21 protein-coding genes, 1 tRNA gene and 2 pseudogenes are annotated in these 23,362 nt (G+C 56.2%); 9 read left to right on the plus strand and 15 right to left on the minus strand.

All coding sequences use genetic code 11. The features are described 5' to 3' along the window. Positions 1-4 precede the first annotated feature (4 nt). From HHJ16_RS11075 to HHJ16_RS11095, 5 genes are all read right to left on the minus strand, one after another. Complete coding sequence (locus HHJ16_RS11075) at positions 5-712, minus strand: ABC transporter ATP-binding protein (RefSeq protein ID WP_293642848.1); 708 nt, start codon at positions 710-712, stop codon at positions 5-7. Next, the gene (locus tag HHJ16_RS11080) at positions 709-1,491 is read right to left on the minus strand and encodes an ATP-binding cassette domain-containing protein (RefSeq protein WP_296900790.1); all 783 of its coding nucleotides are present in this window, start codon (positions 1,489-1,491) and stop codon (positions 709-711) included. Before HHJ16_RS11080 ends, HHJ16_RS11075 begins: the two co-directional genes overlap by 4 nt. Next, positions 1,491-2,657 (minus strand): branched-chain amino acid ABC transporter permease, encoded by a 1,167-nt coding sequence (locus tag HHJ16_RS11085; RefSeq protein WP_293642849.1) that lies wholly within the window; start codon positions 2,655-2,657, stop codon positions 1,491-1,493. The genes HHJ16_RS11080 and HHJ16_RS11085 overlap by 1 nt, the downstream gene beginning before the upstream one ends. A gap of 4 nt (positions 2,658-2,661) precedes the next feature. Beyond that, positions 2,662-3,591: a branched-chain amino acid ABC transporter permease gene (locus HHJ16_RS11090; protein WP_293642850.1), complete on the minus strand. Its 930-nt coding sequence runs from the start codon at positions 3,589-3,591 to the stop codon at positions 2,662-2,664. A gap of 72 nt (positions 3,592-3,663) precedes the next feature. Beyond that, positions 3,664-4,842: a branched-chain amino acid ABC transporter substrate-binding protein gene (locus HHJ16_RS11095; protein WP_293642852.1), complete on the minus strand. Its 1,179-nt coding sequence runs from the start codon at positions 4,840-4,842 to the stop codon at positions 3,664-3,666. Positions 4,843-5,259: 417 nt separating this feature from the next. Here HHJ16_RS11095 and HHJ16_RS11100 point away from each other — a divergent pair, with 417 nt between their 5' ends. The 3 genes and pseudogenes from HHJ16_RS11100 to HHJ16_RS11110 all read left to right on the plus strand — a co-directional run bounded on the left by HHJ16_RS11100 (position 5,260) and on the right by HHJ16_RS11110 (position 6,571). Next, entirely contained in the window at positions 5,260-5,328 is a 69-nt protein-coding gene (locus HHJ16_RS11100; RefSeq protein WP_296900792.1) for a DUF4113 domain-containing protein, read from the plus strand. Between the two features lie 371 nt (positions 5,329-5,699). Next, positions 5,700-5,966, plus strand: a pseudogene (locus HHJ16_RS11105) (tyrosine-type recombinase/integrase); the annotation flags it as partial. Positions 5,967-5,986: 20 nt separating this feature from the next. Further along, a complete protein-coding gene (locus HHJ16_RS11110; RefSeq protein WP_293642853.1) occupies positions 5,987-6,571 on the plus strand; it encodes an SEC-C metal-binding domain-containing protein in 585 nt (194 codons plus the stop codon). Positions 6,572-6,693: 122 nt separating this feature from the next. Here HHJ16_RS11110 and HHJ16_RS11115 read toward each other — a convergent pair. From HHJ16_RS11115 to HHJ16_RS11135, 5 genes are all read right to left on the minus strand, one after another. Further along, positions 6,694-6,769: transfer RNA gene (locus HHJ16_RS11115), tRNA-Thr, on the minus strand. Between the two features lie 108 nt (positions 6,770-6,877). Beyond that, entirely contained in the window at positions 6,878-8,134 is a 1,257-nt protein-coding gene (locus HHJ16_RS11120; protein ID WP_293642854.1) for a 6-phosphofructokinase, read from the minus strand. 43 nt (positions 8,135-8,177) lie between these two features. Further along, the gene (gene pepN / locus HHJ16_RS11125; protein WP_293642855.1) at positions 8,178-10,928 is read right to left on the minus strand and encodes an aminopeptidase N; all 2,751 of its coding nucleotides are present in this window, start codon (positions 10,926-10,928) and stop codon (positions 8,178-8,180) included. 61 nt (positions 10,929-10,989) lie between these two features. Beyond that, a protein-coding gene (gene prfB, locus HHJ16_RS11130; protein WP_296900527.1) for a peptide chain release factor 2 occupies positions 10,990-12,094 on the minus strand; the annotation gives its coding sequence in 2 pieces (ribosomal slippage) (positions 10,990-12,012 and positions 12,014-12,094; 1,104 coding nt in all). Positions 12,095-12,149: 55 nt separating this feature from the next. Beyond that, the gene (locus HHJ16_RS11135) at positions 12,150-13,085 is read right to left on the minus strand and encodes an alpha/beta hydrolase (RefSeq protein ID WP_296900529.1); all 936 of its coding nucleotides are present in this window, start codon (positions 13,083-13,085) and stop codon (positions 12,150-12,152) included. Positions 13,086-13,112: 27 nt separating this feature from the next. On the opposite strand from HHJ16_RS11135, the gene HHJ16_RS11140 reads away from it, so the two are divergent. Next, complete coding sequence (locus HHJ16_RS11140) at positions 13,113-14,894, plus strand: AMP-binding protein (RefSeq protein WP_296900531.1); 1,782 nt, start codon at positions 13,113-13,115, stop codon at positions 14,892-14,894. Between the two features lie 83 nt (positions 14,895-14,977). On the opposite strand, the gene HHJ16_RS11145 is transcribed toward HHJ16_RS11140, so the two are convergent. Beyond that, positions 14,978-15,643 (minus strand): OmpA family protein, encoded by a 666-nt coding sequence (locus tag HHJ16_RS11145; protein ID WP_296900533.1) that lies wholly within the window; start codon positions 15,641-15,643, stop codon positions 14,978-14,980. A gap of 222 nt (positions 15,644-15,865) precedes the next feature. On the opposite strand from HHJ16_RS11145, the gene HHJ16_RS11150 reads away from it, so the two are divergent. The 3 genes from HHJ16_RS11150 to plsY are packed head-to-tail and all read left to right on the plus strand — an operon-like array spanning position 15,866 to position 18,080. Then, entirely contained in the window at positions 15,866-16,927 is a 1,062-nt protein-coding gene (locus tag HHJ16_RS11150; RefSeq protein WP_296900534.1) for an aldo/keto reductase, read from the plus strand. Position 16,928: 1 nt separating this feature from the next. Further along, positions 16,929-17,420 (plus strand): aminoacyl-tRNA deacylase, encoded by a 492-nt coding sequence (locus tag HHJ16_RS11155; protein ID WP_296900536.1) that lies wholly within the window; start codon positions 16,929-16,931, stop codon positions 17,418-17,420. A 21-nt stretch (positions 17,421-17,441) separates the two neighbouring features. After that, entirely contained in the window at positions 17,442-18,080 is a 639-nt protein-coding gene (gene plsY / locus HHJ16_RS11160; protein WP_296900538.1) for a glycerol-3-phosphate 1-O-acyltransferase PlsY, read from the plus strand. A 53-nt stretch (positions 18,081-18,133) separates the two neighbouring features. Here plsY and HHJ16_RS11165 read toward each other — a convergent pair whose 3' ends face one another. Next, positions 18,134-18,817 carry a retropepsin-like aspartic protease gene (locus HHJ16_RS11165; RefSeq protein ID WP_296900540.1) on the minus strand — a complete coding sequence of 228 codons (684 nt, stop codon included), beginning with the start codon at positions 18,815-18,817 and terminating at the stop codon, positions 18,134-18,136. Further along, complete coding sequence (locus HHJ16_RS11170; RefSeq protein ID WP_296900542.1) at positions 18,818-19,303, minus strand: YajQ family cyclic di-GMP-binding protein; 486 nt, start codon at positions 19,301-19,303, stop codon at positions 18,818-18,820. A gap of 52 nt (positions 19,304-19,355) precedes the next feature. Between HHJ16_RS11170 and murB the strand changes: the two genes are divergently transcribed. Further along, positions 19,356-20,420 (plus strand): UDP-N-acetylmuramate dehydrogenase, encoded by a 1,065-nt coding sequence (murB, locus tag HHJ16_RS11175; RefSeq protein ID WP_296900544.1) that lies wholly within the window; start codon positions 19,356-19,358, stop codon positions 20,418-20,420. Between the two features lie 407 nt (positions 20,421-20,827). Here the strand turns inward: murB and HHJ16_RS11180 are convergent, their stop codons facing one another. After that, positions 20,828-21,490, minus strand: coding sequence for a TetR/AcrR family transcriptional regulator (locus HHJ16_RS11180; RefSeq protein WP_296900546.1), 663 nt, complete (start codon positions 21,488-21,490; stop codon positions 20,828-20,830). Between the two features lie 152 nt (positions 21,491-21,642). Between HHJ16_RS11180 and HHJ16_RS11185 the strand changes: the two genes are divergently transcribed. Next, positions 21,643-22,698, plus strand: coding sequence for an SDR family oxidoreductase (locus HHJ16_RS11185; RefSeq protein WP_296900548.1), 1,056 nt, complete (start codon positions 21,643-21,645; stop codon positions 22,696-22,698). A 20-nt stretch (positions 22,699-22,718) separates the two neighbouring features. Here HHJ16_RS11185 and gyrB read toward each other — a convergent pair. Beyond that, positions 22,719-23,354: pseudogene (gene gyrB / locus HHJ16_RS11190) on the minus strand (DNA gyrase subunit B); the annotation flags it as partial. Between the last annotated feature and the right edge of the window lie 8 nt (positions 23,355-23,362).

The raw sequence follows: 23,362 nt of genomic DNA on the forward strand, positions 1-23,362 counted from the left end.
CGACTCAGCCGAAATAAGCCAAACGCACGTTGTCATTCTCAGACAGGGCTTGTGCAGAACCAGAGGCGACGACCTTGCCCTGTGAAAGAACATATCCGTAGTGCGCGATCGCCAGCGTTTGACGGGCGTTCTGCTCTACCAGCAGAACCGTCACTCCGAGGTCATTGATCTGCTGGATCACCTTGAAGTTTTCTTTCACATACAAAGGTGACAAACCAAGCGAGGGTTCATCAATCAACAGCAACTTGGGTTCGGCCATCAAGCCCCGACCAATCGACACCATGGCCTGCTCCCCCCCGGACATGGTGCCGGTAAGCTGCACCGACCGCTCCTTCAGACGGGGGAATATCTCGTAGACTCGCGCCAGTCGCTCCCGAATTCGGGCAGAAGAGATCTCCAGAAAGGCGCCGAGTGCAAGATTTTCCCCGACTGTCATGCGCGGAAAGACTTTGCGGCCTTCGGGAATGCAGGCGATGCCGCTGGCGATGATTTTGTGCGTTTTTTCCCCGGCGAGGTTACGCCCATTCCACCAGATTTCGCCTTGCCGCGGAGGTGTCAGGCCGAGAATAGAACGGATCAGCGTGCTCTTGCCTGCCCCGTTTGACCCCAGGATGCAGGTTATCTTGCCCGGCTCCACCTCGATCGAAACATCATGCAAGACATTGACCTTGTCATAACCGGTAGTGAGATTCTTGACACTGAGTTTGCTCATGCGGCTTCTCCGAGATAAGCGGTCTGTACATACTGATCGGCTGTGATCTCGACATAGCTTCCTTCGGCGATCTTCTTGCCGTAGTTCAGGACGACACAGCGGTCAGTGATTCTTTCGATCACGTTCATTTCATGCTCGATCAGAATGACAGACAGTTTGTCAAGCGTTCTCCGTACCTGCAAAATATCCTGCATTAACTCATCTGTTTCATCATGTGTCATCCCCGCGGACGGCTCGTCCAGGAGCAACAAGCGCGGCTGACTCAGCAGCGCACGACAAATCTCGATCCGGCGGCGGTCGATCATCGTGAAGCTCTCGACCGGCTCGAACAACCGCCCGACCAGCGGAGGACTGAAGATCTCCAGCAAGGCCTTTACTTTTTCAACGTAAGCTTCGTACTCGGCCCGAAACGCCTTTCGCTGCAGCAGATTGAAGATCAGGCCGTGCTGCATGTGCTGGTAATCGCCAATGACGATATTGTCGAAAACCGTAAGAGACAGCGAAAGACGGGAGCGTTGGAACGTACGGGCGACGCCACTGCGGTAAATCTCCTGCGGCGTTTTGCCAAGAATGTTTTCACCATCAAGGGAAATACTGCCGCTGCTGGCTTTGTACAGCCCGGTCAATACATTGAAAAAAGTGGTCTTTCCAGAGCCATTCGGACCTAACAGGCCGAGTATTTCGCCCTCATGTACAGTCATGGACAGTTCATCGAGCGCCGTTAGGCCACCAAAGCGCATGGTTAGCTTGTCAACCGAGATCAAGGATTGACCGGCCATCATGAACTCTTCCTAGCGAAAAAAATCCGGGTCTTGCGCGGCAACAACCCCTGCGGACGGAACAGCAGAATCAGGATCACCAGCGCTGCATACAACAGGAAACGGTACTCCTGAATAAACTGAAGTTTTTCAGGAAGAATCAACACAATCATGGCGGCCGGAATCAAGCCGGCAATATTTCCCAAGCCACCTAAAATGACAATTGAGAGCATCAGCAGCGAGTCTCCAAAAGTGAAGTTGTTGGGTGCGACGAATGCAATGATCATTCCGTAAAGACCGCCAGCGATACCCGCGAAAAAATTTCCCATGGTGAAGGCAATGATCTTCCAGCGAACGATGTGCAGGCCGAAAGTTGACGCCGCCGTCTCATCGGTTCGGACCACGTCCATACTCAGGCCGACCCAAGAGCGCTCCAGTGCATTAACCAGGGCATAGCCGCCTGCAAACATGGCAAGACTGAGCAATGCGTAGGGAACATAAAACGAGATCTCCAGGCCGAACAGACTGAAGCCATCGTTCAACGAAAAGCCGAACAAGTTCAATCCAGGCACCTTTAGGCCTTGCGGCCCACCCAGCACATCGTTGACCTCAATGAAGGTCTTGAACAGGATACCGAATGCGATGGTGACCAGTGCTGCATAGTGGCCACGCGTTCGCAATACGGGCAAGATCAGCAGCGAACCAATGACAGCGGCACTCACGCCAGAAATCAATATGACCAGAATGTGGGGAATGGCAGTGTGGGTGGCGAGAACGGCCGTGGTGTAACTGCCTATGCCGAAAAAGGCGGCCCCGGCAAAGTTGGCCACGCCCGAATATCCGAATTGCACCGTCAGACCGAGACAGGCTGTGGAGTACAACAACACGCCACACAACATCAGCAGCACAAAGTGTGAATTGTAGAAAGCCGCGATCAAGACCAGACCGCAGCCAACGGCCAACCATCGGGACAGGCCCGGGCGCCGTGAGACCGACTGCTCGACCTGCAAGGTAACACCGAATCGGCGACTAAAAATCACGGCCATGATTGCGACAACCAGCAAAATGGCAATACTAATTTGACTCTCTGCGCGAAGAAAAAACCACATATAAGTAGTCAGGACAAGCGCGGCGATGCTGAGCATCAAGGCAGATTTCGCGGGGGTGATGATTTCTTTTTGTTTCATGGCACTAAACTCTTTCGCTTGACTTTTCGGCGATCAGACCAGTCGGTTTCCAGGCCATAAAAATAATGACGACGGCGAAGGCAAAAACGTCCTTGTAAGAGCTGGGAATGCCGGGAATCAGTGCTGGCAACATGGCACTGCCAATCACCTGCAGAGCAGCGAAAAGAAATCCGCCAATGATGGCTCCATAGATATTGCCGAGCCCCCCCAGGATGGCCGCAGCAAATCCAATCACCCCCAGCAGCAAACCGACATTGAAATTGACTTCGTAGTAGTACAGGCCGTTCATCACACCGGCGAGCGCAGCTAGTCCGGAACCCAGTGCAAAGGTAATCAACACAACCGCCTCGAAGTTGATACCCATCAACCGCGCGGTCTCCCCGTCTTGCGCTACAGCACGAATCGCCAAGCCAAGCTTGGTTCGGGTGATGAGAAGGTGCACTCCGGCAATGGCGAGTAAGCCGCTGGCCAGCAAAATGAGGTTGTCAATTCGCAGCGAAAGCCCACCCAGTTCCACCATGGAGGTAGGCAGCAAAGCGGGAAACGGTTTCGGGTTAGAGCCGTCAGGATAGAACAGACGAACCGCCTCGCGCATCACGGTTCCAAGCATCAGCGTCGCAAGCAGCGTGTTGAGCGGTGGCGCATGACGCAGCGGCAGGATCAGGAACTTGGCAATTCCCGCCCCCAGCAATCCAGTGACGGCGACCCCAAAAATAACCACCGCGAGCAATTGCAGCACCGGATAATCCAGCCCGATCTTCATCATCACGATGGACGCCGTCAGCCCGGCAAAGGCACCCACCATCAAGGTATCACCGTGGGAGAACTGGATTACGTCCAGAACCCCGAAAAACAGGGTAAAGCCAACAGCGACCATGGCGTAAATCACGCCCAGCATCAAGCCATTGAAGATATATTGACTAACTTCACTCATCAGGTTTCCTGAAACGGTTGAGGATTACCCTCCCGCGTCGCCGAGGGCGTGCAGGAGGGCATCTTGAGGGAATTACAAACCGGCCAGCTTGCGCTTGCCCTTGCCGTAGCTGCTATCTTCCCAAACCACCCATGCACCGTTTTCCACCACGTACTTAGTGATAAGCGACACGATGTTCTGGCGATGATCGTCAAAGGTCACCTTGCCAACAATCGTATCGACATCGCGGGTCTTGTTCAAAACATCACGCACTTTTTTTCGATCCGGACCGACCTTCTCCACGGCATCCATGATCAGATTGGCAGCGGCAAATGCAAAGGGACCATAAGCTTCTGCAGATTCGCCGTATTTTTGCTGCGCGTATTTGCTGGTGAAGAAAAGCCCGCCTGGTAGCTTCTCCCATGGCGCCCCTTCGATAAACGAGAGAGAGCCTTCAGCCAGTTCCTTGCCGACACCCTGAATATAGGCATCAGACTTTATCCCGGAGGTACCCTGGAATTGAGCCTTGATGCCCAGCTTCGCCATCTGCGTCCGAATCCGAACGCCGAGCGGCGTCAGTCCGCCGAAGTAAATGACGTCTGGATTCAACTCACGAATCTTGGTCAGTTCGGTGGTGAAATCCTGTTGGTCAGCCGTCACCCCGAAGGTGCCCAGAACCGTACCGCCGCCTTTTTTCAGGAATTCGCTGAAGTATTTGTTGTGTCCTTTGCCGTAGTCCGTTGTGTCATGAATAATGGCCCATTTTTTGTACCCCAGTCCGGCCATGAACTTGTAGGCGACCTCGTTCTGATTGATCATCGTGCCGTTGACACGATGAACTTCCTTGAAGTCGTTGCCATAGGTGACCTCGGGCAGAACCGCACCCCACACCACAGCCGGCATGCCAAAACGGTTATACACGCCCACCGTTGCCATAGCGACTGCCGAGCAGTAGTGTGTGACGCCGGCCACGATATTTTTGTCTGCGGCCACCTTGGTCGCTACCTGCACACCCACATTGGGCTTGCACTCATCGTCCTGCGCTACCAATTCATAGGTGTATTTGGATTTGGGATCCTGATTACGCAGGCGCACTGCCAGGTCCGCGGAATTGCGTCCTCCCAGGCCAACATTGGAGACCCCGCCGGTCAACGGACCGATAAAGGCGATTTTCACCACTTCTTTAGCCATGACTGGACTGGCCACGAGAGCCAGACTCATACATGTGGCCAACAAAGTCGTTCCTGCAAATATCGTGTTTCGCCTGCGCATAGTCGCTTCCTTTCAGGTGGATTGAAGAATTCAAATTAAGTAACATGATCCTGATTGACTATCGTTTGAATACAGTTCAAGTCACTTGAATATTGACATGCATGTTTTATGCCAGACATTGCCCTTGCTTTCCACGAGGGGAAACCCGAGTGAGCCAAACTTAATGCTTAAGAAGCCGTTGGCTACTTTGATAATTCGACAGGGTCCAAGTCAATGAGCAACCCCAGGCGAATCGCTGGTTCGACGCACCCCTGCGGTGCTCAAAGGGTAAGACATACCACTATGGTGCCGAAAGCAGACTGTCGTATGACTCCAGGCTGGCGTGATGTTGTTCGACTTGCAGGACGGCAGCGTGGATCAGCAGGAGCTCGACTTGGAGCCAGAGCCGGACTGCAGGGCAAGGAGCGGACCTGGTCCATGCGGCAGGATCTTTTGACGCCGCAGTACACAACTCGGTGTGGGGATGTGCCCGTGGCCAGGGCCTAAGACGCAAACAACATGATCGGGCTCAAAGCCGCATGAAGGCTTGGCGATCCACGCGTTGCATTGATGCACTTCAGAATAGGTAAATAATTATTGTTGAAACGGAGCGGCATCATCGGCAATAACATGAAATCTTTTGCAAGGTACTTGTCCCACTGCGGCTTGCAGGATTCTTCAGGAGCGCCGGTTTGTTTATTTCTTTTCTTTCCGTTGAACCAAATTTGAGCGGAGCCCAATGTTTTTTGCCCTTCTTATTCGTTACTGACTCTTTGTCAAATTCGGCAGATGTCATGATCCAGGTTTCGTCCATTCGCTCCGAATAAAAAACGAATCAATATTTGAGTCTTGCCTCTTCATGAGGAATGGCGGCAAAGCCGGTCGTCCAGGTGAATACCAAAGCTTGGCGCAATGCGCTGCTACGGGCAGGAATCCATGATTTCCGCTGGCATGACTTGCGGCACACCTTCGCCACCTGGCACCGTGAAGCGGGTACGCCAACCCATGAATTGCAGCGTCTTGGCGGTTGGAAAACTCAATTAATGGTCGAGAGGTATGCGCACGTTGCGCCAGAAGGTCGGCAATTGGCAGCGAGTCGTTTGGACTCCTATTCGGGAAATCAAGGTCGCTTATCATCATGCTGAACCAAAGCGAAAGACTGCCCATGCCATCAATTCCCGCGTTTTGTGATACCTGTGCGACAGTGTTCAACTCAGGGATTTCTGTGGAGAACTCAAAAGATATGAGTTTTTCTGGGAATTCTGCCGGGCCATGTCCAAAGTGCGGAGGCTGGGGTCACGTTCCAGATGGGGTGTTCAATTTCATAGGCAATACTATTGAAATACTCTCCGCGCCTGAGCGGACGGTCTCGGAGCTGAGGCTTCTCACCCAGATACTTAGTGATGCGAAGGCCAATGCCGAGTCAAAAGAACATGTGGCCTCTCGAATAGAGAAAGAATTACCAGCTCTCTCAAAGTTGGCGAAGCTGCTTCCCGAGACTCGTACAGACTGGTATGGATTTTTGGGCTTGTTGCTTGCCACCGCTCAACTGCTCAGTCAATCGCAGCCGCCCGCTCAGACATCAACAGTCGTCAATATCAGTCAAGTTATTCAGCAGGTTGTTGTGGAGACTCCGCGCTCCGAGGCTGCGCCACTTTCATCTGTAGCCAAAAAGAGTCCAGGTCGTAATGAACCATGCCCATGCAATAGCGGACTGAAATATAAAAAGTGTTGTGCGTTGCTAAATTGACGTTTCCCCAACTGTCGTTAGAACTTAAAAGAAAAGATGACTTGGAGTCATAATTGATCAGCGGTTACGTACTGACTACGTGAAGAAGGGGATAGACCATGGAAGCCTACCCCCTTTTCATTTGGTGCCGGAGAGATGAATCGAACACCCGACCTTCTCATTACGAATGAGCTGCTCTACCGACTGAGCTACACCGGCTTTTTTGAAATACAGCCTGCGATTATAACTTGGCGTGGCGGCTGGTCATCTGCGCCACCTTATTTTTGAAGCCGACTATCGCGCTGATACGCTTGCTGGCCACGATGGCTATTGCAGCTCAAAAGGCGGCAGCTTTTTCGCCACTGGCAGATTCTTCAGCGTCGCATAAACCGGCAGGCCGTCCTTGTATTTCGGATAGTCCTCGCCCTGGATCAGCGGCAGCAGGTAGCGCTTGCAGGGTGCGGTGATGCCGAAGCCGTCTTCGGTAATGAAGTTGCGCGGCATGAACTTTTCGACGTTGGCTACCTTGGACAGCGGTGCCATGCCGATCTTGTATTTGTAGGGAGCATCGCTGACGCGATCAATCGTCGGCATGACGGCATTGTGGCCCTGGAGCGCGAGTAGCACCGCTTTTTTGCCCAGATCGTAAGCCTGCTTCACGTCGGTCTTGGACGCGATGTGGCGCGCCGAGCGCTGCAGGTAGTCGGCCACAGCCCAGTGAAATTTATAGCCAAGCGCCTGCTTGACCAGGTTGGCGATCACTGGCGCGGCACCGCCCAGTTGCGCGTGGCCGAAGGCATCGCGTGTGCCTTGCTCGGCGAGGAAGCTGCCGTCGGCGTAATGGCAGCCCTCGGACACCACCACGGTGCAGTAGCCGTGCGACTTGACCAGTGTCTCCACGCGTGCGAGGAATTTTTTTTCGTCGAACACGATCTCGGGGAACAGCACCACGACCGGGATACCGTGGTCTTCCACCAAGCCACCGGCGGCGGCGATCCAGCCCGCGTGTCGGCCCATGACTTCAAGAACAAAAACCTTGGTGGAGGTCTTGGCCATGGAGCGCACATCAAACGAGGCTTCCAGCGTCGAGACGGCCACGTATTTAGCCACCGAGCCAAAGCCTGGACAGCAATCGGTGATGGGCAAGTCGTTGTCCACCGTCTTGGGGATATGGATGGCCTGAAGCGGATAGCCCATGCTTTGCGACAACTGGCTCACCTTGTAGCAGGTGTCGGCCGAGTCGCCGCCGCCGTTGTAGAAAAAATAGCCGATGTTGTGCGCCTTGAAGACCGCGATCAAGCGCTCGTATTCGCGTTTGTTGGCCTCCAGCGATTTGAGTTTGAAACGGCAGGAGCCGAATGCACCTGCCGGTGTGGAGCGCAATAGGGCAATAGCGGCGCTGGATTCCTTGCTGGTGTCGATCAAGTCTTCGGTCAGCGCGCCAATGATGCCGTTACGCCCGGCGTAGACCTTGCCGATCTGGTCTTTGTGCGCGCGCGCGATTTCGATCACGCCGCAGGCCGATGCATTGATGACGGCGGTGACGCCGCCCGATTGCGCATAAAAAGCATTTTTTCTGGCCATGCTGTTGGTTTCCTTAAACGGTTGATGCTAGAGGCTGCGTCGATTAATCACTCAGTGCACGGGTTACCACCTCATGCGTGTCCTTGCTCAAATCGCTTTTCGCGGCGACCCGGGCAATGGCTTCGCGTGCCGCGCTGCGATAGGGTTCAGCCAGTTTCTTCCAGCGATCCAGAGCGCGTGCCAGACGCGCAGCAACCTGCGGATTGATGCTGTCGAGTTCCATCACCCGCTCGCTCCAGAACACATATCCGGCCGCGTCACCGCGGTGCAAGGCCGCCGGATTGGCCTGGCAGAAAGTACTGACGACGCTGCGCGCCCGGTTCGGGTTGCGCAGGCTGAAGTCAGGGTGTTTCATCAGCTGCTTGACCGCTGGCAGGATGTTGCCGCCACGGTCGGGCGCGCCAGCCTGCAGGCTGAACCATTTGTCGATCACCAGCGCTTCGTCCTTGAACATCGCATGGAAGCGCTTCAGTGCCTGTACCGCCAGTGGGTGGCCGCTGGAGACCAGTGCGGCCAGTGCGTTGAAGCGGTCAGTCATGTTGCTGGCGTCCTGGAAACGCTGCAAGGTCTTTTCGGGCCAGAGCGGGTCACCCGTAGCGACTGCCGCCAGGCACAGTTGCGTCAGCGCCAGGCCGGTGAGTGCGCGGCGGCCGGACGACAGCGGATCAGGGGTGTAGGCGCCGTTTTCGTGGTGCGCCGCGTAGACCGCTTCCCAATCGCTTTTGAGCACGGTCGCCAATTGCAGGCGCATCGCTTCACGCACCGCGTGGATGCGCTGCGGGTCCACCACGTCGAGCTGCTCGGCCAGATAGGTTTCCGACGGCAGGGTCAGCACCAGGTCCTTGAAAGCGGCGTCCAGCGCGGGATGCCGCAGCACGCTGCGCATGGCTTCGATATAGGCCTCATTTAGCGGCGTAGCGTCCACTGAATGAGTCACCGAAGCGATCGATTTAACGGCAATCTGGACCGCCAGCCTTTGCCCCGCTTCCCAGCGGTTGAAGGGGTCGATGTCGTTGGCCAGCAGGTGCAGCAATTGTGCGTCGCTGTAGTCAAATTCCAGCACCACCGGCGCGCTGAATGCCCGCAGTATCGAGGGTACCGGTTCGGCATCGACGTTGATAAAGTGCAGGGTTTCGCTGGCCTGGGTCAGTAGAAAAGTGCGCGGCGCGGCCACGGGAACCGATTCGCTGGCCAGTTGCAGTGGCAGGTCGGCGCCATCGGCACCGAGCAAACCCAGGCCAACCGGAATCACGAAGGCTTCCTTGGCTGGCTGGCCGGGTGTTGGCGCACAGTGCTGGGACAAGGTCAGGCTGTAGGTGTGGGCGGTGGCATCGTAAACACCTTCGCCGTGCAGACGCGGTGTGCCGGCCTGGCTGTACCAGCGCTTGAACTGCGGCAGCAGGCGCGCCAGATCGGACAACGGATTGGCGTCGGCAATCGCTTGCGCAAAGTCGTCGCAGGTCACGGCCTGGCCGTCGTGGCGTTCAAAATACAAAGTCATGCCTTTAGCAAAACCGTTCCGACCCAACGGGTCGTTGATGCTCGCGACCAGGGTCTGCATCATGCGCACCAGCTCCGCGCCTTTTTCGTAAATGGTGACGGTGTAGAAATTACTGATTTCGATGTAGCTGTCGGGTCGCACCGGATGCGCCATCGGACCGGCGTCTTCGGGAAACTGAGCGGTGCGCAGCACTCGCACGTCTTCGATGCGCTTGACGGCGCGGGCAGACGCCTCACCGCACAGGTCCTGCGAGAACTCCTGGTCGCGGAACACCGTCAGGCCTTCTTTCAGGCTGAGCTGGAACCAGTCGCGGCAGGTGATGCGGTTGCCGGTCCAGTTATGAAAATACTCGTGCCCGACCACGCTTTCAATATTGGAGAAATCAGTGTCCGTGGCGGTGGTCTGGTTGGCCAGCACGTACTTGGTGTTAAAAATGTTCAGTCCTTTGTTCTCCATCGCGCCCATGTTGAAGTCGCTGGTGGCGACAATCATGAAACGCTCCAGATCCAGGCTCAGGCCGAAGCGGGCCTCGTCCCAGGCCACCGAGTGCATCAGCGAGTTCATCGCGTGCTCGGTTTTATCGAGATCGCCGGGTCGCACATAGACCTGAAGCAGATGCTCTTTGCCGGCGCGCGAGGTGATGCGCTGCTCGCGGCTGACGAGCTGGCCGGCCACCAGCGCGAACAGGTAACTGGGCTTTTTGTGTGGGTCAACCCATTTGGCAAAATGCCGTGCGCCATTGGGGCCATCTTCAAGCGGACCTTGCGCCACCAGGTTGCCGTTGGACAGCAGGACCGGGTACTGGGCCTTGTCGGCGCGCAGCGTCACACTGTAGCTGGCCATCACATCCGGGCGGTCCAGAAAGTAGGTAATGCGCCTGAAGCCCTCAGCTTCGCACTGCGTGAAGAACGAGTTGTTACTTACATACAAGCCCATCAGCTTGGTATTTTTTAACGGGCAGGTGGTGGTAAAAATTTCCAACTCGAAAGACTCGGAGCCCAGCGGCAGGTTTTCCAGCACCAGCTGGTTGTCCTCCATCTTGAACGAGGTGCCTTGCCCGTTGAGCAGCACTCTGGACAAGTTGAGATCTTCGCCATCGAGCTTCAGGGCCTGCGCTGGCACGTCCGGGTTACGGCGCAGCTTCATTTTGTTCAACACCCGGGTTTTTACCGGATCCAGGTCAAAACACAGATCGACGGTGTCAATCCAGTAAGCGGGCGCGAGGTAGTCGGCGCGTTTGATGACCACGGCGGGCCCTTGTCCTGATCCACCATCATCAAGCATTTGCAACATGGTTCTGTCCTAACAACTCGTAAAACGTTCTAAAAATCCGACCAGACGGCTTGAGCCATCATCAGACGCCCTGCTTCAAAGAAGCTTCAATAAACGGGTCGAGGTCGCCATCAAGCACCTTCTGCGTGGCCGATGTCTCGTAGTTGGTGCGCAAGTCTTTAATGCGGCTCTGATCGAGCACATAGCTGCGAATTTGATGGCCCCAGCCCACGTCCGTTTTGCTGTCTTCAAGCTTTTGCTGCTCTACCTGACGCTTGCGCATCTCGAAGTCGTACAGCCGTGAACGCAGTCGCTTCCAGGCGACATCGCGGTTGCCGTGCTGCGATCGGCCGTCCTGACACTGCACCACGATACCGGTTGGAATGTGCGTGAGGCGAACTGCGGAGTCGGTCTTGTTAATGTGCTGACCGCCCGCGCCGGACGCCCGGTAAGTGTCCACACGCACATCAGAAGGATTAATGTCGATCTCGATCGAGTCGTCAATCTCGGGATAGACAAACACCGATGCGAACGACGTATGGCGTCCGCCTGAAGAATCGAACGGCGACTTGCGGACCAATCGGTGCACGCCGGTTTCGGTGCGCAACAGCCCGAAGGCGTATTCGCCTTCAATCTTGATGGTGGCACCCTTGATGCCGGCCGTGTCGCCTGGCGACTCGTCTTCGACCTGGGTTTTGAAGCCTTTACGCTCGGCGTATTTCAGGTACTGGCGCAGCAGCATGCTGGCCCAGTCGCAGGCTTCCGTGCCGCCGGCGCCGGCCTGGATGTCGAGGAAGGCGTTCAGCGGGTCGGCCGGGTTGTTGAACATCCGGCGAAATTCCATCTTCTCGACTTCGACGACGACTTTCGCGGCTTCGGCCTCAATGGCCAGCATGCCCGCTTCATCGCCGTCCTCTTTGGACATGTCGAACAATTCGATGTTGTCCGCCAACTCCTGGCTCAGCCGGTCTAGCGTGAGCACCACATCTTCGAGGGATTTTTTTTCTCGGCCGAGTTCCTGCGCGCGCTTGGGGTCGTCCCAGACCTTGGGATCTTCCAGCGCGGCGTTGACTTCGTTTAACTTACGTTCTTTGGCAGGGTAGTCAAAGATACCCCCGAAGTTCATTCACGCGGTTGCTCAGATCCGCGAGTTGGTTGCCGATGAGGTTGATGTGTTCTGCGTCCATGAGTGTTCAATCCAGAATTATTGGGTGTAATCATGGATTTTCTCATGGCAAGCCGTCAACTTAGAAAGCCCTCAATCAAGGCCGCCAACTGGGCGGGTTGATCGTGATGCAGCATGTGGCCTGCATCATGGATCACGGCGATCTGCACCTGGGGCACCTGCTTGAGCCTTTCGTGGTATTCGGCGAGTGTGTATTTGTCCCGCCACCAGGTCGCTATGGAGTCGTCGGAGGCCTCTATGGACAGCGTGGGCGCGGTGATACGCTGGTAAATTTCCAGTGATTCGTCGACGCGGTACAGTTGCGCGCTGGTGACTTTGTGGGCGGGTTCCCCCAGGATGCGCCACTTCCCATCGCCGTCGGGGCGCGCCCAATGACTGGCCAGCCAGTTGGCCTTGTCGGGCGATAACCGGGGGTTGGTTTTCATGAGGCGGCGGCCCACGCCAGCCACGTCGTCGTAGGCTTTTAGCGTCAGCGCGCCGCGATGCAAGCTTTTAAGCTCATCCATCCATTTGGCGTATCGCGCTGGTGCCTGGCTTGGCTGAGTCGCTGGCATGCCAAAGCCCTCCAGATTGATCAGCCTGCGAATTCGGGTGGGCCGTACCCCGGCATAAAGCATGGCCACGTTGCCGCCCATACTGTGACCGACCAGGTCGACTGCCTCGTTTGGCGCGAAGTGGTCAAGCAAAAAATCAAGATCGGCCAGGTAATCCGGAAACGAGTAATGGTCGGGTTGACTGCCAGCGGGGCTGGATCGGGTTTGCCCGAAGCCACGCCAGTCGGGCGCAATAATGCTTCGCCCCTGCGCAAACGCACTGGAAAAGGCATCCACCATGAATTGGTAGGAAGCTGCCACATCCATCCAGCCGTGCACAAGTACCAGGGGCGGCAGTTTTGAGCTTGCGCCGGCGGCGTCTTGCCAGCTTTGGACGTGGTAATTAATCCCTCTTATAGGGACAAACTCGCTGCGTGGAAAACGTTTTTCTTTGTACATTGTGGCTTCATCATAAGGAGGCTCGACGTGAAGCGCAGTCAAAACAGGGACACAAACCGGCGGCAAGTAAGTGACCGTTCTGCTCAGCCCGACCATTACGCAGCCCTTCACGAAGGCTTTCGCTGGCAAGTCGAGGAATACTTCAACATCGCCGAGGTGTGCTGCGGTCGCTGGGCTCGGGCGGCAGAGAGGGAGCGGAGTGCTATTAAAAAAATAGCTGTCTGCATTCATCAGACCGATGCGAAAGGTATCTCTCACACTTATTCAGCGCTGCAGCAGGCCGCCGACGCGCTGAGTCATGTGCTGGCAGCGCTGGGGGTGGGACGCGGCGACCGGGTCGCGATTGTGATGCCGCAGCGGTTCGAAACGGCTGTGGCCTACATGGCGGTGTTTCAGATGGGTGCGGTTGCGATGCCCTTGTCCATGCTGTTTGGGCCGGAAGCGTTGGAGTTCCGCTTGCAGGACAGCGAAGCGGTCATCGCCATTTGCGATGAGAGTTCCATTGAAAACTTGCGCGCGGTGCGGGCCCAATGCCCGGCACTCCACACGCTGGTTGTGGTCGGGGCGACCAGCGGGCAGGGCGATGTGGACTACGCGAGCGCGCTGGCGGCCCAACAGCGCGCCTTCGTCGCCGTCAAGACCAAAGCCGATGACGCAGCGATTCTGATCTACACCAGCGGCACTACCGGGCCACCCAAGGGAGCGCTCCTGCCGCACCGCGCCTTGATCGGTAACTTGCCCGGTTTCGTCTGTAGCCAGAACTGGTTTGGCTTTGATGGCAAGGAAAACGCAACGTCCGACGCCGTTTTTTGGTCACCGGCAGACTGGGCCTGGACCGGTGGGCTGATGGATTCGCTGCTGCCGACGCTTTATTTTGGGCGCCCCATTGTGGCCTTCAACGGCCGTTTCAGTCCTGAACTCGCGTTCAGCCTGATGGCGGAGCAAGGCGTGACGCACACGTTTTTATTTCCGACTGCGCTTAAGGCGATGATGAAAGCTTTCCCGCGGCCGCACGACCAATTCAAGTTCACGCTGCAAGGCATGATGAGTGCGGGTGAAGCGGTCGGCGACGGCGTGTTTGCGTATTGTCAGGAGCAGCTCGGCGTGACTGTGAACGAGATGTTCGGGCAGACGGAGGTGAACTACATCGTCGGCAATTGCGCCCGGTTTTGGCCTGCCAGGCCCGGCAGCATGGGCAAGGGATACCCAGGCCATAACGTGGCGGTGATTGATGACGACGGCCATGAGTGTCGCGTGGGTGTGCCGGGGGACGTAGCCGTTAATCGCTTCGATATCCACGGCGACCCGGACCCGATCTTTTTCCTGGGTTACTGGAAGAAAGACGAGGCTACGCAAGCCAAATTCACCGGGAACTGGTGCCGCACTGGCGACCTGGCGCGGCGCGATGCGGACGGCTACTTGTGGTACGAAGGCCGCGCCGACGATATTTTCAAAGCGGCCGGCTACCGGATCGGCCCCGGTGAAATTGAGAATTGCCTTATTAAGCACCCGGCGGTCGCCAACGCGGCGGTGGTCCCCAAACCCGACAAAGCACGCGGCGCGGTGGTGAAAGCTTACGTCGTACTCACGCCTGATGTGATCGCTGCGCGCGCTTGCTTTATGGGGGAACAAACCCAATTCGATCTAAAAATGATCTCGGAATTGCAGGCCCATGTGAAAAGCAGGTTGGCGCCCTACGAGTACCCGAAGGAAATCGAATTTATCGATGCGCTACCCATGACTACCACCGGCAAGGTGCAACGCCGAGTATTGCGCTTGCAAGAGGAAGAACGTTTCAAAAAGGACTGAATGCTTCCAGGTGCCGCAGCGCAGACAGGCGCAAAAAAAAGCACCCGTAAGTGCTTTTTTGTAGATCGGCAAGAAAGCCCGTTTTAACGCGCGGCCACCGGCTCGGCGACGTAAATTTCCACACGGCGGTTTTTGTCGCGCCCTTGCTGCGTGTTGTTGTCGGCGACCGGTTCGCGCGAACCGCGACCATCGGTGGCAATGCGCTGAAACGCGACGCCACGACTTACCAGGTAGTCACGGGCAGCCGCAGCGCGGTCAATCGACAAGGGGTTATTGATTGCATCAGAGCCGGTGCTGTCGGTGTGGCCAATGATGGTGACCGTGGTGATTGGGTTTTGATTCAGACTGGTCGCGAAATGGTTCAGCACGGGGACAAAGTTGGGTTTGATGGCAGCGCGCCCCACGTCAAAGGACACATCGCTGGGAATGTCCAGCTTCAGCCGGTTGTCCGCAGTTTGACTCACTGCAACGCCGGTGCCTGCGGTGGCCCGTTCCATCGCGACTTTCTGGTCCTGCATTTTCTTGGACCACAGGTAGCCGCCACCCGCACCGACTGCGCCGCCCAAAACGGCACCTTGTGCCGCACCTCTTGAGCCGCCAGTGGCGGCTCCCAGCAACGCGCCAGCGACTGCGCCAATTCCGGCGCCCTTGGCAGCCCCTTGCTGGTTTTCGCTCATGTCGGCGCAACCCGAAAGGGTGGCGATGGCTAGCGCGGCACAGGCTAGCGGCGTTAGGGTTAGTTTTTTCATGGAAGGACTCCTCGGAATGAATCGGTTTTAATAAAAGGGGTGGCAAAGCACCACAACGGAAATGGTAGGTGACAAAATAGCCAGAAGGTGTAAGACAAGTTCGCGAGTTAAGAGCGAGCGAATGGTATTTGAAGTCTTTAAACTAGCGCTTTCTCGTCTCCGTTTCGGGCGGTTTTTACCTCCGGCCAGCAAGTAATCACTTCTTTTTTAATCAAAATTTTCATGAATAAAGTTCAACTCGGCTCCAGCGATCTGCATGTCACGCCCATTTGCCTGGGCACCATGACTTTTGGTGAGCAGGTCGATGAGACCACGGCGCACAGTATTCTGGACCGCTCGCTCGAACGCGGCGTCAATTTTTTTGACACTGCGGAGATGTACTCGGTCCCTGCACGGGCCGAGACTTTCGGTGCCACCGAAACTATTTTGGGCAACTGGTTTGCGAAAAACCCATCCGCTCGCAGCAAATTGGTGCTCGCCACGAAAGTGGCCGGGCCTTCTCGCGGGATGCCCTGGATTCGCAATGGCAGCGTGGACCTGACTGCTACGGACATCGTCGGCGCTTGCAACGACAGCTTGAAGCGCCTGAAGACCGACGTGATCGATCTCTACCAGATCCACTGGCCCGCACGGCATGTGCCAGTATTCGGCATGGTCTACTTCGATCCGCAGAAGGACCAGGCAGTGACGTCCATCCACCACCAGCTTGAAGCGTTGAGCGGCCTTGTCAAGGCGGGCAAAGTGCGCGCTATCGGCTTGTCTAACGAGTCCCCTTACGGCGTCCATGAGTTTGTCAGACTGGCGGAGCAGCACGGCCTGCCGCGGGTGGCCACGGTGCAAAACCCGTACTGCCTGATTAACCGCACCGTGGAAAACGGGCTGGACGAAACGATGCACCGACTGGGCGTTTCACTACTGGCCTATTCACCGCTAGGTTTTGGCCTTTTGACCGGTAAGTACGATGCTACCGGCATCAGCGCCCTAGAAGCGCCGCAGGGCCGAATGGCAAAGTTCGATTCTATGAAGAAGCAGCGCTGGGGCCGCACCGAGGCATTGGCGGCCGCCCGTCGCTACAACGCCTTGGCGCTTGCGCATGGCCTTACGCCCACGCAACTGGCGCTGGCGTTTTGCTACACAAAGTGGCAGGTGGCCAGCACCATTATTGGCGTGACTTCGGTGGCGCAACTTGATGAGGATTTGAACGCCTTCGGCACCAGCTTGTCTCCAGAAGTGCTGACCGAGATTGACAAAATTCGCTGGGAAATACGCGATCCCGCTTTGTAGTATGGGAAAGAAAGACCATGTTTCGGAAACTCCTGCGACGCAACTTTTAAAGGCCCATCATGTGGCTTTCAGCGAGCATCCCTACGATTACCTGGAGCATGGAGGCGCCCAGCACAGCGCCGAGGTGCTCGGGCTGGACCCCTTTATGGTTGTCAAGACCCTGGTGATGCAGGACCAGGATGCAAAGCCCTTGCTGGTGCTTATGCACGGCAATCGAAAAGTATCGACCAAAAATCTTGCGCGCCAAATTGGCGCCAAGTCCGTTGAACCCTGCAAGCCTGAGGTGGCGAATCGCCACAGCGGCTACCTGGTTGGGGGTACGTCGCCTTTTGGGACACGCAAAGCCATGCCGGTGTATATCGAGGAAAGCATTCTGGCCTTACCTGAAATCGCCATTAACGGCGGCCGGCGCGGGTATTTGATCGCCCTTGATCCGCAGGTTTGCGTCACACTGCTGGGTGCAAAACCGGTGCAGTGCGCACTGATCCAATAACATCCCAACGGGAGAAAAAATTTGAATTACGCATACTCAATTGGCGCTGTGCTGCTGGCTTATCTGCTGGGGTCCCTATCCTTTGCGGTCATCGTCAGCAAGGTGATGGGTCTGAAAGACCCGCGTAGCTTTGGCAGCAAGAACCCGGGCGCCACCAACGTGCTGCGCTCAGGCAGCAAGGGCGCAGCGGTGGCGACGTTGCTGCTTGATGGGCTTAAGGGCTGGCTTCCCGTCGTGCTGATTAAATGGTTTGGCGGCGACTACGGTTTGGGCGACGGTACGGTTGCTGCCGTTGGCTTGGCGGCTTTTCTGGGACATTTGTACCCGGTATTTTTTCACTTCAAGGGCGGCAAAGGCGTGGCTACCGCGGCGGGCGTGTTACTAGGATTCAGCTGGATACTGGGACTGGCAACGCTGGTGACTTGGCTGATCGTGGCGTATTTTTCGCGTTATTCGTCGTTGGCGGCGTTGGCTGCCGCAGTCTTTGCGCCGCTGTATTACCTGTTCGGGGACCGGGCGGCCTGGTATGTGGACACCGGCATCCTGCTCGCGATATTTGCCATCAGCGCGCTGCTGGTGTACCGGCACCGCGAGAACATTAGCAAACTGTTGAAGGGTACCGAATCAAAATTGGGGGCTTCTAAACCAGTGCGGAAATAGGCGAGCACCTTGCCGGACAAAGCGGGCTAACGTGACCGCCCTCAAGGGGGTGACTAATACCGCTTGTCCAGCGTCATCAGGTTGTTTTCACGCTTCATTTGAAAGCGCATTAAAAAACTGTTACCCAGCAGCAGGAACGGCATCGGTTGGGGTGTTACCACCGCATCGACGTCATAGACCTCGACATCGCCAATTCGCACCGAATTGAGCTTGATGTGAAAGCCCATAGAGTCGCCGTTTGAGGTTGACATGTGTACCGGGCGGCCGTTTTTGTAGTTGATACCAGCACGTTCCGCATCCGCCATACTCATCCCGATGGTGGTGGCGCCTGTATCGAGCATGAACTGCACCGCGTGGCCGTTAATCTGCCCGGCGGTTATGAAGTGGCCGCCACTGCTTGCGCTGAGAACTATGCGCGTTCCGCGGGCACCGAGACCGCCGCTGTTGCCCCCGTTGCTATTGCCGACAACGCTGACCGGGGCTTCGCCGACGCGCAGTGTTTGACGTTTGCCGAACTGCTCAATGACCGCCTGATCGCCCGAGGTGGAAATGACTTTGACCCCCTGATGGGTCTCACCAACGGCCACTGTTTTTGGAGTGGTTCCGTTGACCACCAGCAGGGCCTTGCTGCCCATCATCCCCGCTAGAGAAACGGACTGGGCCTGCGCCAAGCCTTGCAACAGCGCCAATATCGCTAGCCAAAGCAGCGCGCGTAGAGCAAGCTTTGCGGGGATCACCTAGTCCCTAAAATTATCAAAACTGAGCGGAAGATCGCTGATGTCTGCGCGAATCAGGGCCATCGCCGCCTGCAGATCGTCCCGCTTGGCGCCCGTTACGCGGACCTTACCCTCCTGGATCGAGGCCTGCACCTTTAACTTGCTGCCCTTGATAAGTTGCTGGATTTTTTTAGACTGCTCAGTTTCAATGCCGTCTCGCACTTTGGAAACCTGCTTGACCTTGTCCCCGCCTATTTTCTCCACCTTTCCGACGTCCAGGAATCGAATGTCAACACCCGCCTTGGTGAGTTTGTTGCGCAAGATGTCGCTCATTTGATCAATCTGAAAATCGCCATCGCCAATTAGCGTGATGTCTTTGTCTTTTAGTTCAATCGATGCGGGCGTTCCCTTGAAGTCAAATCGCGTTCCGATTTCCTTGCTCGTGTTTTCGACGGCGTTTTTGACTTTGACCAAATCGGTTTCAAGAACAGTATCAAAAGAGGGCATGGTAGAGATCGTTTCGTCTATGTTAATCGTGGAGGAATGAGACAATCTCATAATGTTAGTCGAGAAAAACGTTCCACTCCAGCATTCCAACACCTTTGGCATCATGGCCAAGGCCCTTACCCTGGTTCGGGTGACCAACGCGGCCGATATCGACGCCGTGCTGCAGGAGCCGGCTTTACAGACTGCGCCAAAATTTGTGCTTGGCGGGGGGAGCAACATCGTCCTGACAGGCGACGTCAAATCCCTGGTTCTCAAGGTGGAGATCATGGGAAAGCGCTTGGTTGAAGAGACTGCCAAAGCGTGGATTGTCGAAGCCGGTGCCGGCGAAAACTGGCACGAGTTGGTCAGCTGGACTTTGGAAAATGGCTACGAGGGCCTTGAGAATTTGGCCTTAATTCCCGGTACGGTCGGGGCGACGCCAGTGCAAAACATAGGCGCCTATGGGGTGGAGCTGCAGGATCGCTTCGAGTCGCTGGATGCCGTGGACTTGATAACCGGGCGGAGCTTCACGCTCAATGCCGCCCAATGCGCGTTTGGCTATCGTGATTCGGTGTTCAAGCACACCAGCACCGCCCGCAGTTCAGGCGCCCAAGGTTTCGGTTTATCGGGCAAGGCGTTGATCACCCGGGTACGTTTTTCGCTGCCCAAGCCATGGAAAGCCGTGCTGGGATATGCAGAGATCGAGAAAAAGATGCTGCAGTCCAATATCGACGCTCCTAATGCGCTGCAAATTTATGAGTGGATTTGCCAGATTCGCAAGGCCAAGCTGCCCGATCCACAGCTAATTGGCAACGCCGGCAGCTTTTTCAAAAATCCCACCGTCACGCCCGAGCAATGCACAGACATCATCCAGCGTGAGCCCAAAATTGTTCATTACAACCTGGCCGACGGCTCCGTAAAACTCGCGGCCGGCTGGCTCATAGACGCTTGCGGGTGGAAGGGAAAGTCGATCGGAAATGCCGGCGTCTATCACAAGCAGGCGCTGGTGCTCGTCAACCGGGGCGGAGGCGCTAATCCGGTGACCGGCGGTGAGGTGATGACCTTGGCCAAGGCCATCCAGACCAGTGTGTATGAGCGTTTTGGAATCATGCTGGAGCCGGAACCGGTGGTGGTGTAGGGCTTTACTTGGTAACTGGGAGACTGTTGCAAAGCACTAGAGCGGGGCGATGACATCCGAAGTGCAAGCCGGTCGTTTTCAGCCTGTAAGTCGGCTGATTGTGCCGGCGGAGATTGGAGCAGGGCCCCCACCTCATGCTGTCAAACGCCCAGAAATCGGCGGGAACCATTCCCCAATCTTTGCGAGTGGCTTTTGCTGGATTGCGTAGCAAGTTTGGGATTTCAGCGAAAGGCGGGTAGGAGCTTGAATTCAATCGGTCGACGCAACACTAAGTGAAATGGCGATTGCGCTGCGCTGCTAGGTTGGCTGCGTGCGCGGCGGGCCAAACCTCGTGCAATACTTGCCTCAATGCGGTTGGAATTCCTATCTGTTCTGCGATTCGTCATGCCTTCCATTGTTGAATTGCACTATTTGTGTGCTGCTTTGACATCCATTGGTAGTGCTTTGTCCACAAATCCCGCACTTGCGATCAACCCGTGCAGGAACACCATAATTAGCCGTCCTGACGGATCAGGGCGAGTGGTCACTCTTTGCAGCGCCAGGCCATGTGTCAGCGCCATGAAGGCTGCGGCCAGTTCATCCGGTTCGGCAGGGGGCGTGCGACCGAGTTTGGCAAATAGTTTACTCACCACGCTGCCGATCTCGGAACGGTGTTCGTCCCACACCTTTTGGTACTCGATAGCAAACGTTTGACTACGGTTGGCATGCAACTGCAATTCGATGGAAAGCATGCACCAATCAGCATCGTGATTGAGCGTGGAAGCCCAGGCCTCCAGTTCTGCAAGCATCTGTTCCGGCGTTCGCTCGTCACTGTCCATGACATTGGAAAGTTGCGTCGCTTCCGCTTCCATATGCTGTCGCAGAAATTCCAGCAAGACGTCCTCCTTGCTGGAAAAGTTCGAGTAGAAGGCTCCTTGGGAGTAGCCCGCCTTGTCCGCGATATCGCGGATCGACGTGGCCCCATACCCGTGCAATACAAACAAGTGCTGCGCGGTTTCGATCAGGCGCTCACGGGTCTGGGCCTGGCTTTCCTCACGGGTCAGGCGCTTTCTTGCTGTCTTTTGGCTCATATATTTAAAGATATCACACGAACTCTGGATATTGAACGATAAGCTCTAATTTCCGGCGTTAAGACATCACGCGCTGAATTCAGATATCACTTGATATTTATAACTGATTGAGTTAAATTCAAATATCACTTGAACTTTTAAACTCACACGATATGAAAATAGTCAAAAATCTGAGGTCCGCATTCGTGACTGGCGCTACCGGACTGCTCGGCAACAACCTTGTGCGCGAGCTGATCGCGCACGGCTTCTCTGTCAAAGCACTCGTCCGCTCACTGACTAAAGGCCAGCAACAGTTCGCAGGGTTGAAGGGCGTCGAATTGGTGCTGGGCGATATGGGCGACGTGTCAGCCTTCTCCAAAGCATTGGAAGGATGCGATGTCGTGTTCCACACCGCTGCGTTCTTCCGAGACAACTACAAGGGCGGAAGCCATTGGGAAGAGCTCAAACGCATCAATGTGGATGGCACGCAACGGCTCATCGAACAGGCTTACCGCGCTGGCATCAGGTGTTTCATCCAGACCTCATCCATTGCCGTGCTGAATGGCGAACCGGGCATGCCCATCGATGAGACCTGCCTGCGTGACCTGGCGGATTCCGATGATTACTACCGCAGCAAGATACTGGCCGATCAAGCCGTGTTGACCTTTCTAGCGCTACACCCGGACATGCACGCAAGCCTGGTTTTGCCAGGGTGGATGTGGGGACCCGCAGATATCGGCCCCACCTCTTCGGGACAATTTGTCAACGATGTGGTGCTTGGAAAATTACCTGGACTGGTGCCAGGTAGTTTTTCCGTTGTCGATGCCCGCGATGTGGCGAAGGCACAAATTTCGGCGGCAAAGCACGGGCAGCGTGGAGAGCGTTACCTGGCAGCCGGCCGCCACATGACAATGCGGGAATTGATGCCCTTGTTGGGAAAAATCGCTGGCGTTAAAACACCGACGCGCGATTTGCCCTTACCCCTCTTGTACATCTTGGCTGCGCTACAGGAACTCTACGCACGCATCACTGGCAAGCCGATTTTGCTCAGCTTGGCCACCGTGCGGCTAATGCTCAAGGAAGCTGGTCGCACCCATTTCAACCACTCCAAGAGCGAGCGCGAACTCAAACTGACGTTCCGACCGATTGAGCAAACGGTTGCCGATACTGTCGCCTGGTATCGCAGCCATGACTGGTTGCCAAAGACACCGGCCAAAAGCGTCAAGTAGGCGTCCGACTTCCTGCAAGCTTAAATATCGATATTGCCAGCGCGCAGTGCGTTGGCTTCGATGAATTCGCGGTCAGCCTCGATGGCGTCGTCGATTTGCACCTTGAGCAGACGACGCACGGTCAGGTCCATGGTGGTTTCCCATAGCTGCGAGGGGTTCATTTCGCCCAGACCTTTATAACGCTGGCGCGAGGTGGTGTGTTCAGCGTGTGCAATCAGCCAAGCCATGGCTTCCCGGAAGTCGGCGACTTTTTCTTCCTTTCGGCGCTCGCCTTCACCGCGCATCACTTTGGCACCTTCGCGTAGCAAGCCCTTGAAGGTATTGGCTGCTTCGGCCAGTGCAGCATAGTCGGCGCCATGCACAAAGTCCTGCGTGAGCACACACCTCTTGACGTTGCCATGGTGGCGCCGGCTGATGCGCAAAATAGGTTTGTCGGTGCGCACGTCAAACTCGCCCGCCACTTCGGCATCAGGCAGCTTGGCTTGCAGTGCGGCAGCCGAGATTTCAGCGCCGGCCACGGTATTCAGGTTCCGGGCGACGCCATCGGCTACTGAGCGCAGGGCTTCGGCATCCATGAAATTTTTCAAGCGTGCAATCACGCTTTGCGCCACCTGGTGCTTGCGCTCCAGCTCGACTAGCGTGTCTCCATTGATGGTAGTTCCGT

The organism is Polaromonas sp., assembly GCF_012927485.1.
Classification (GTDB): domain Bacteria; phylum Pseudomonadota; class Gammaproteobacteria; order Burkholderiales; family Burkholderiaceae_C; genus Polaromonas.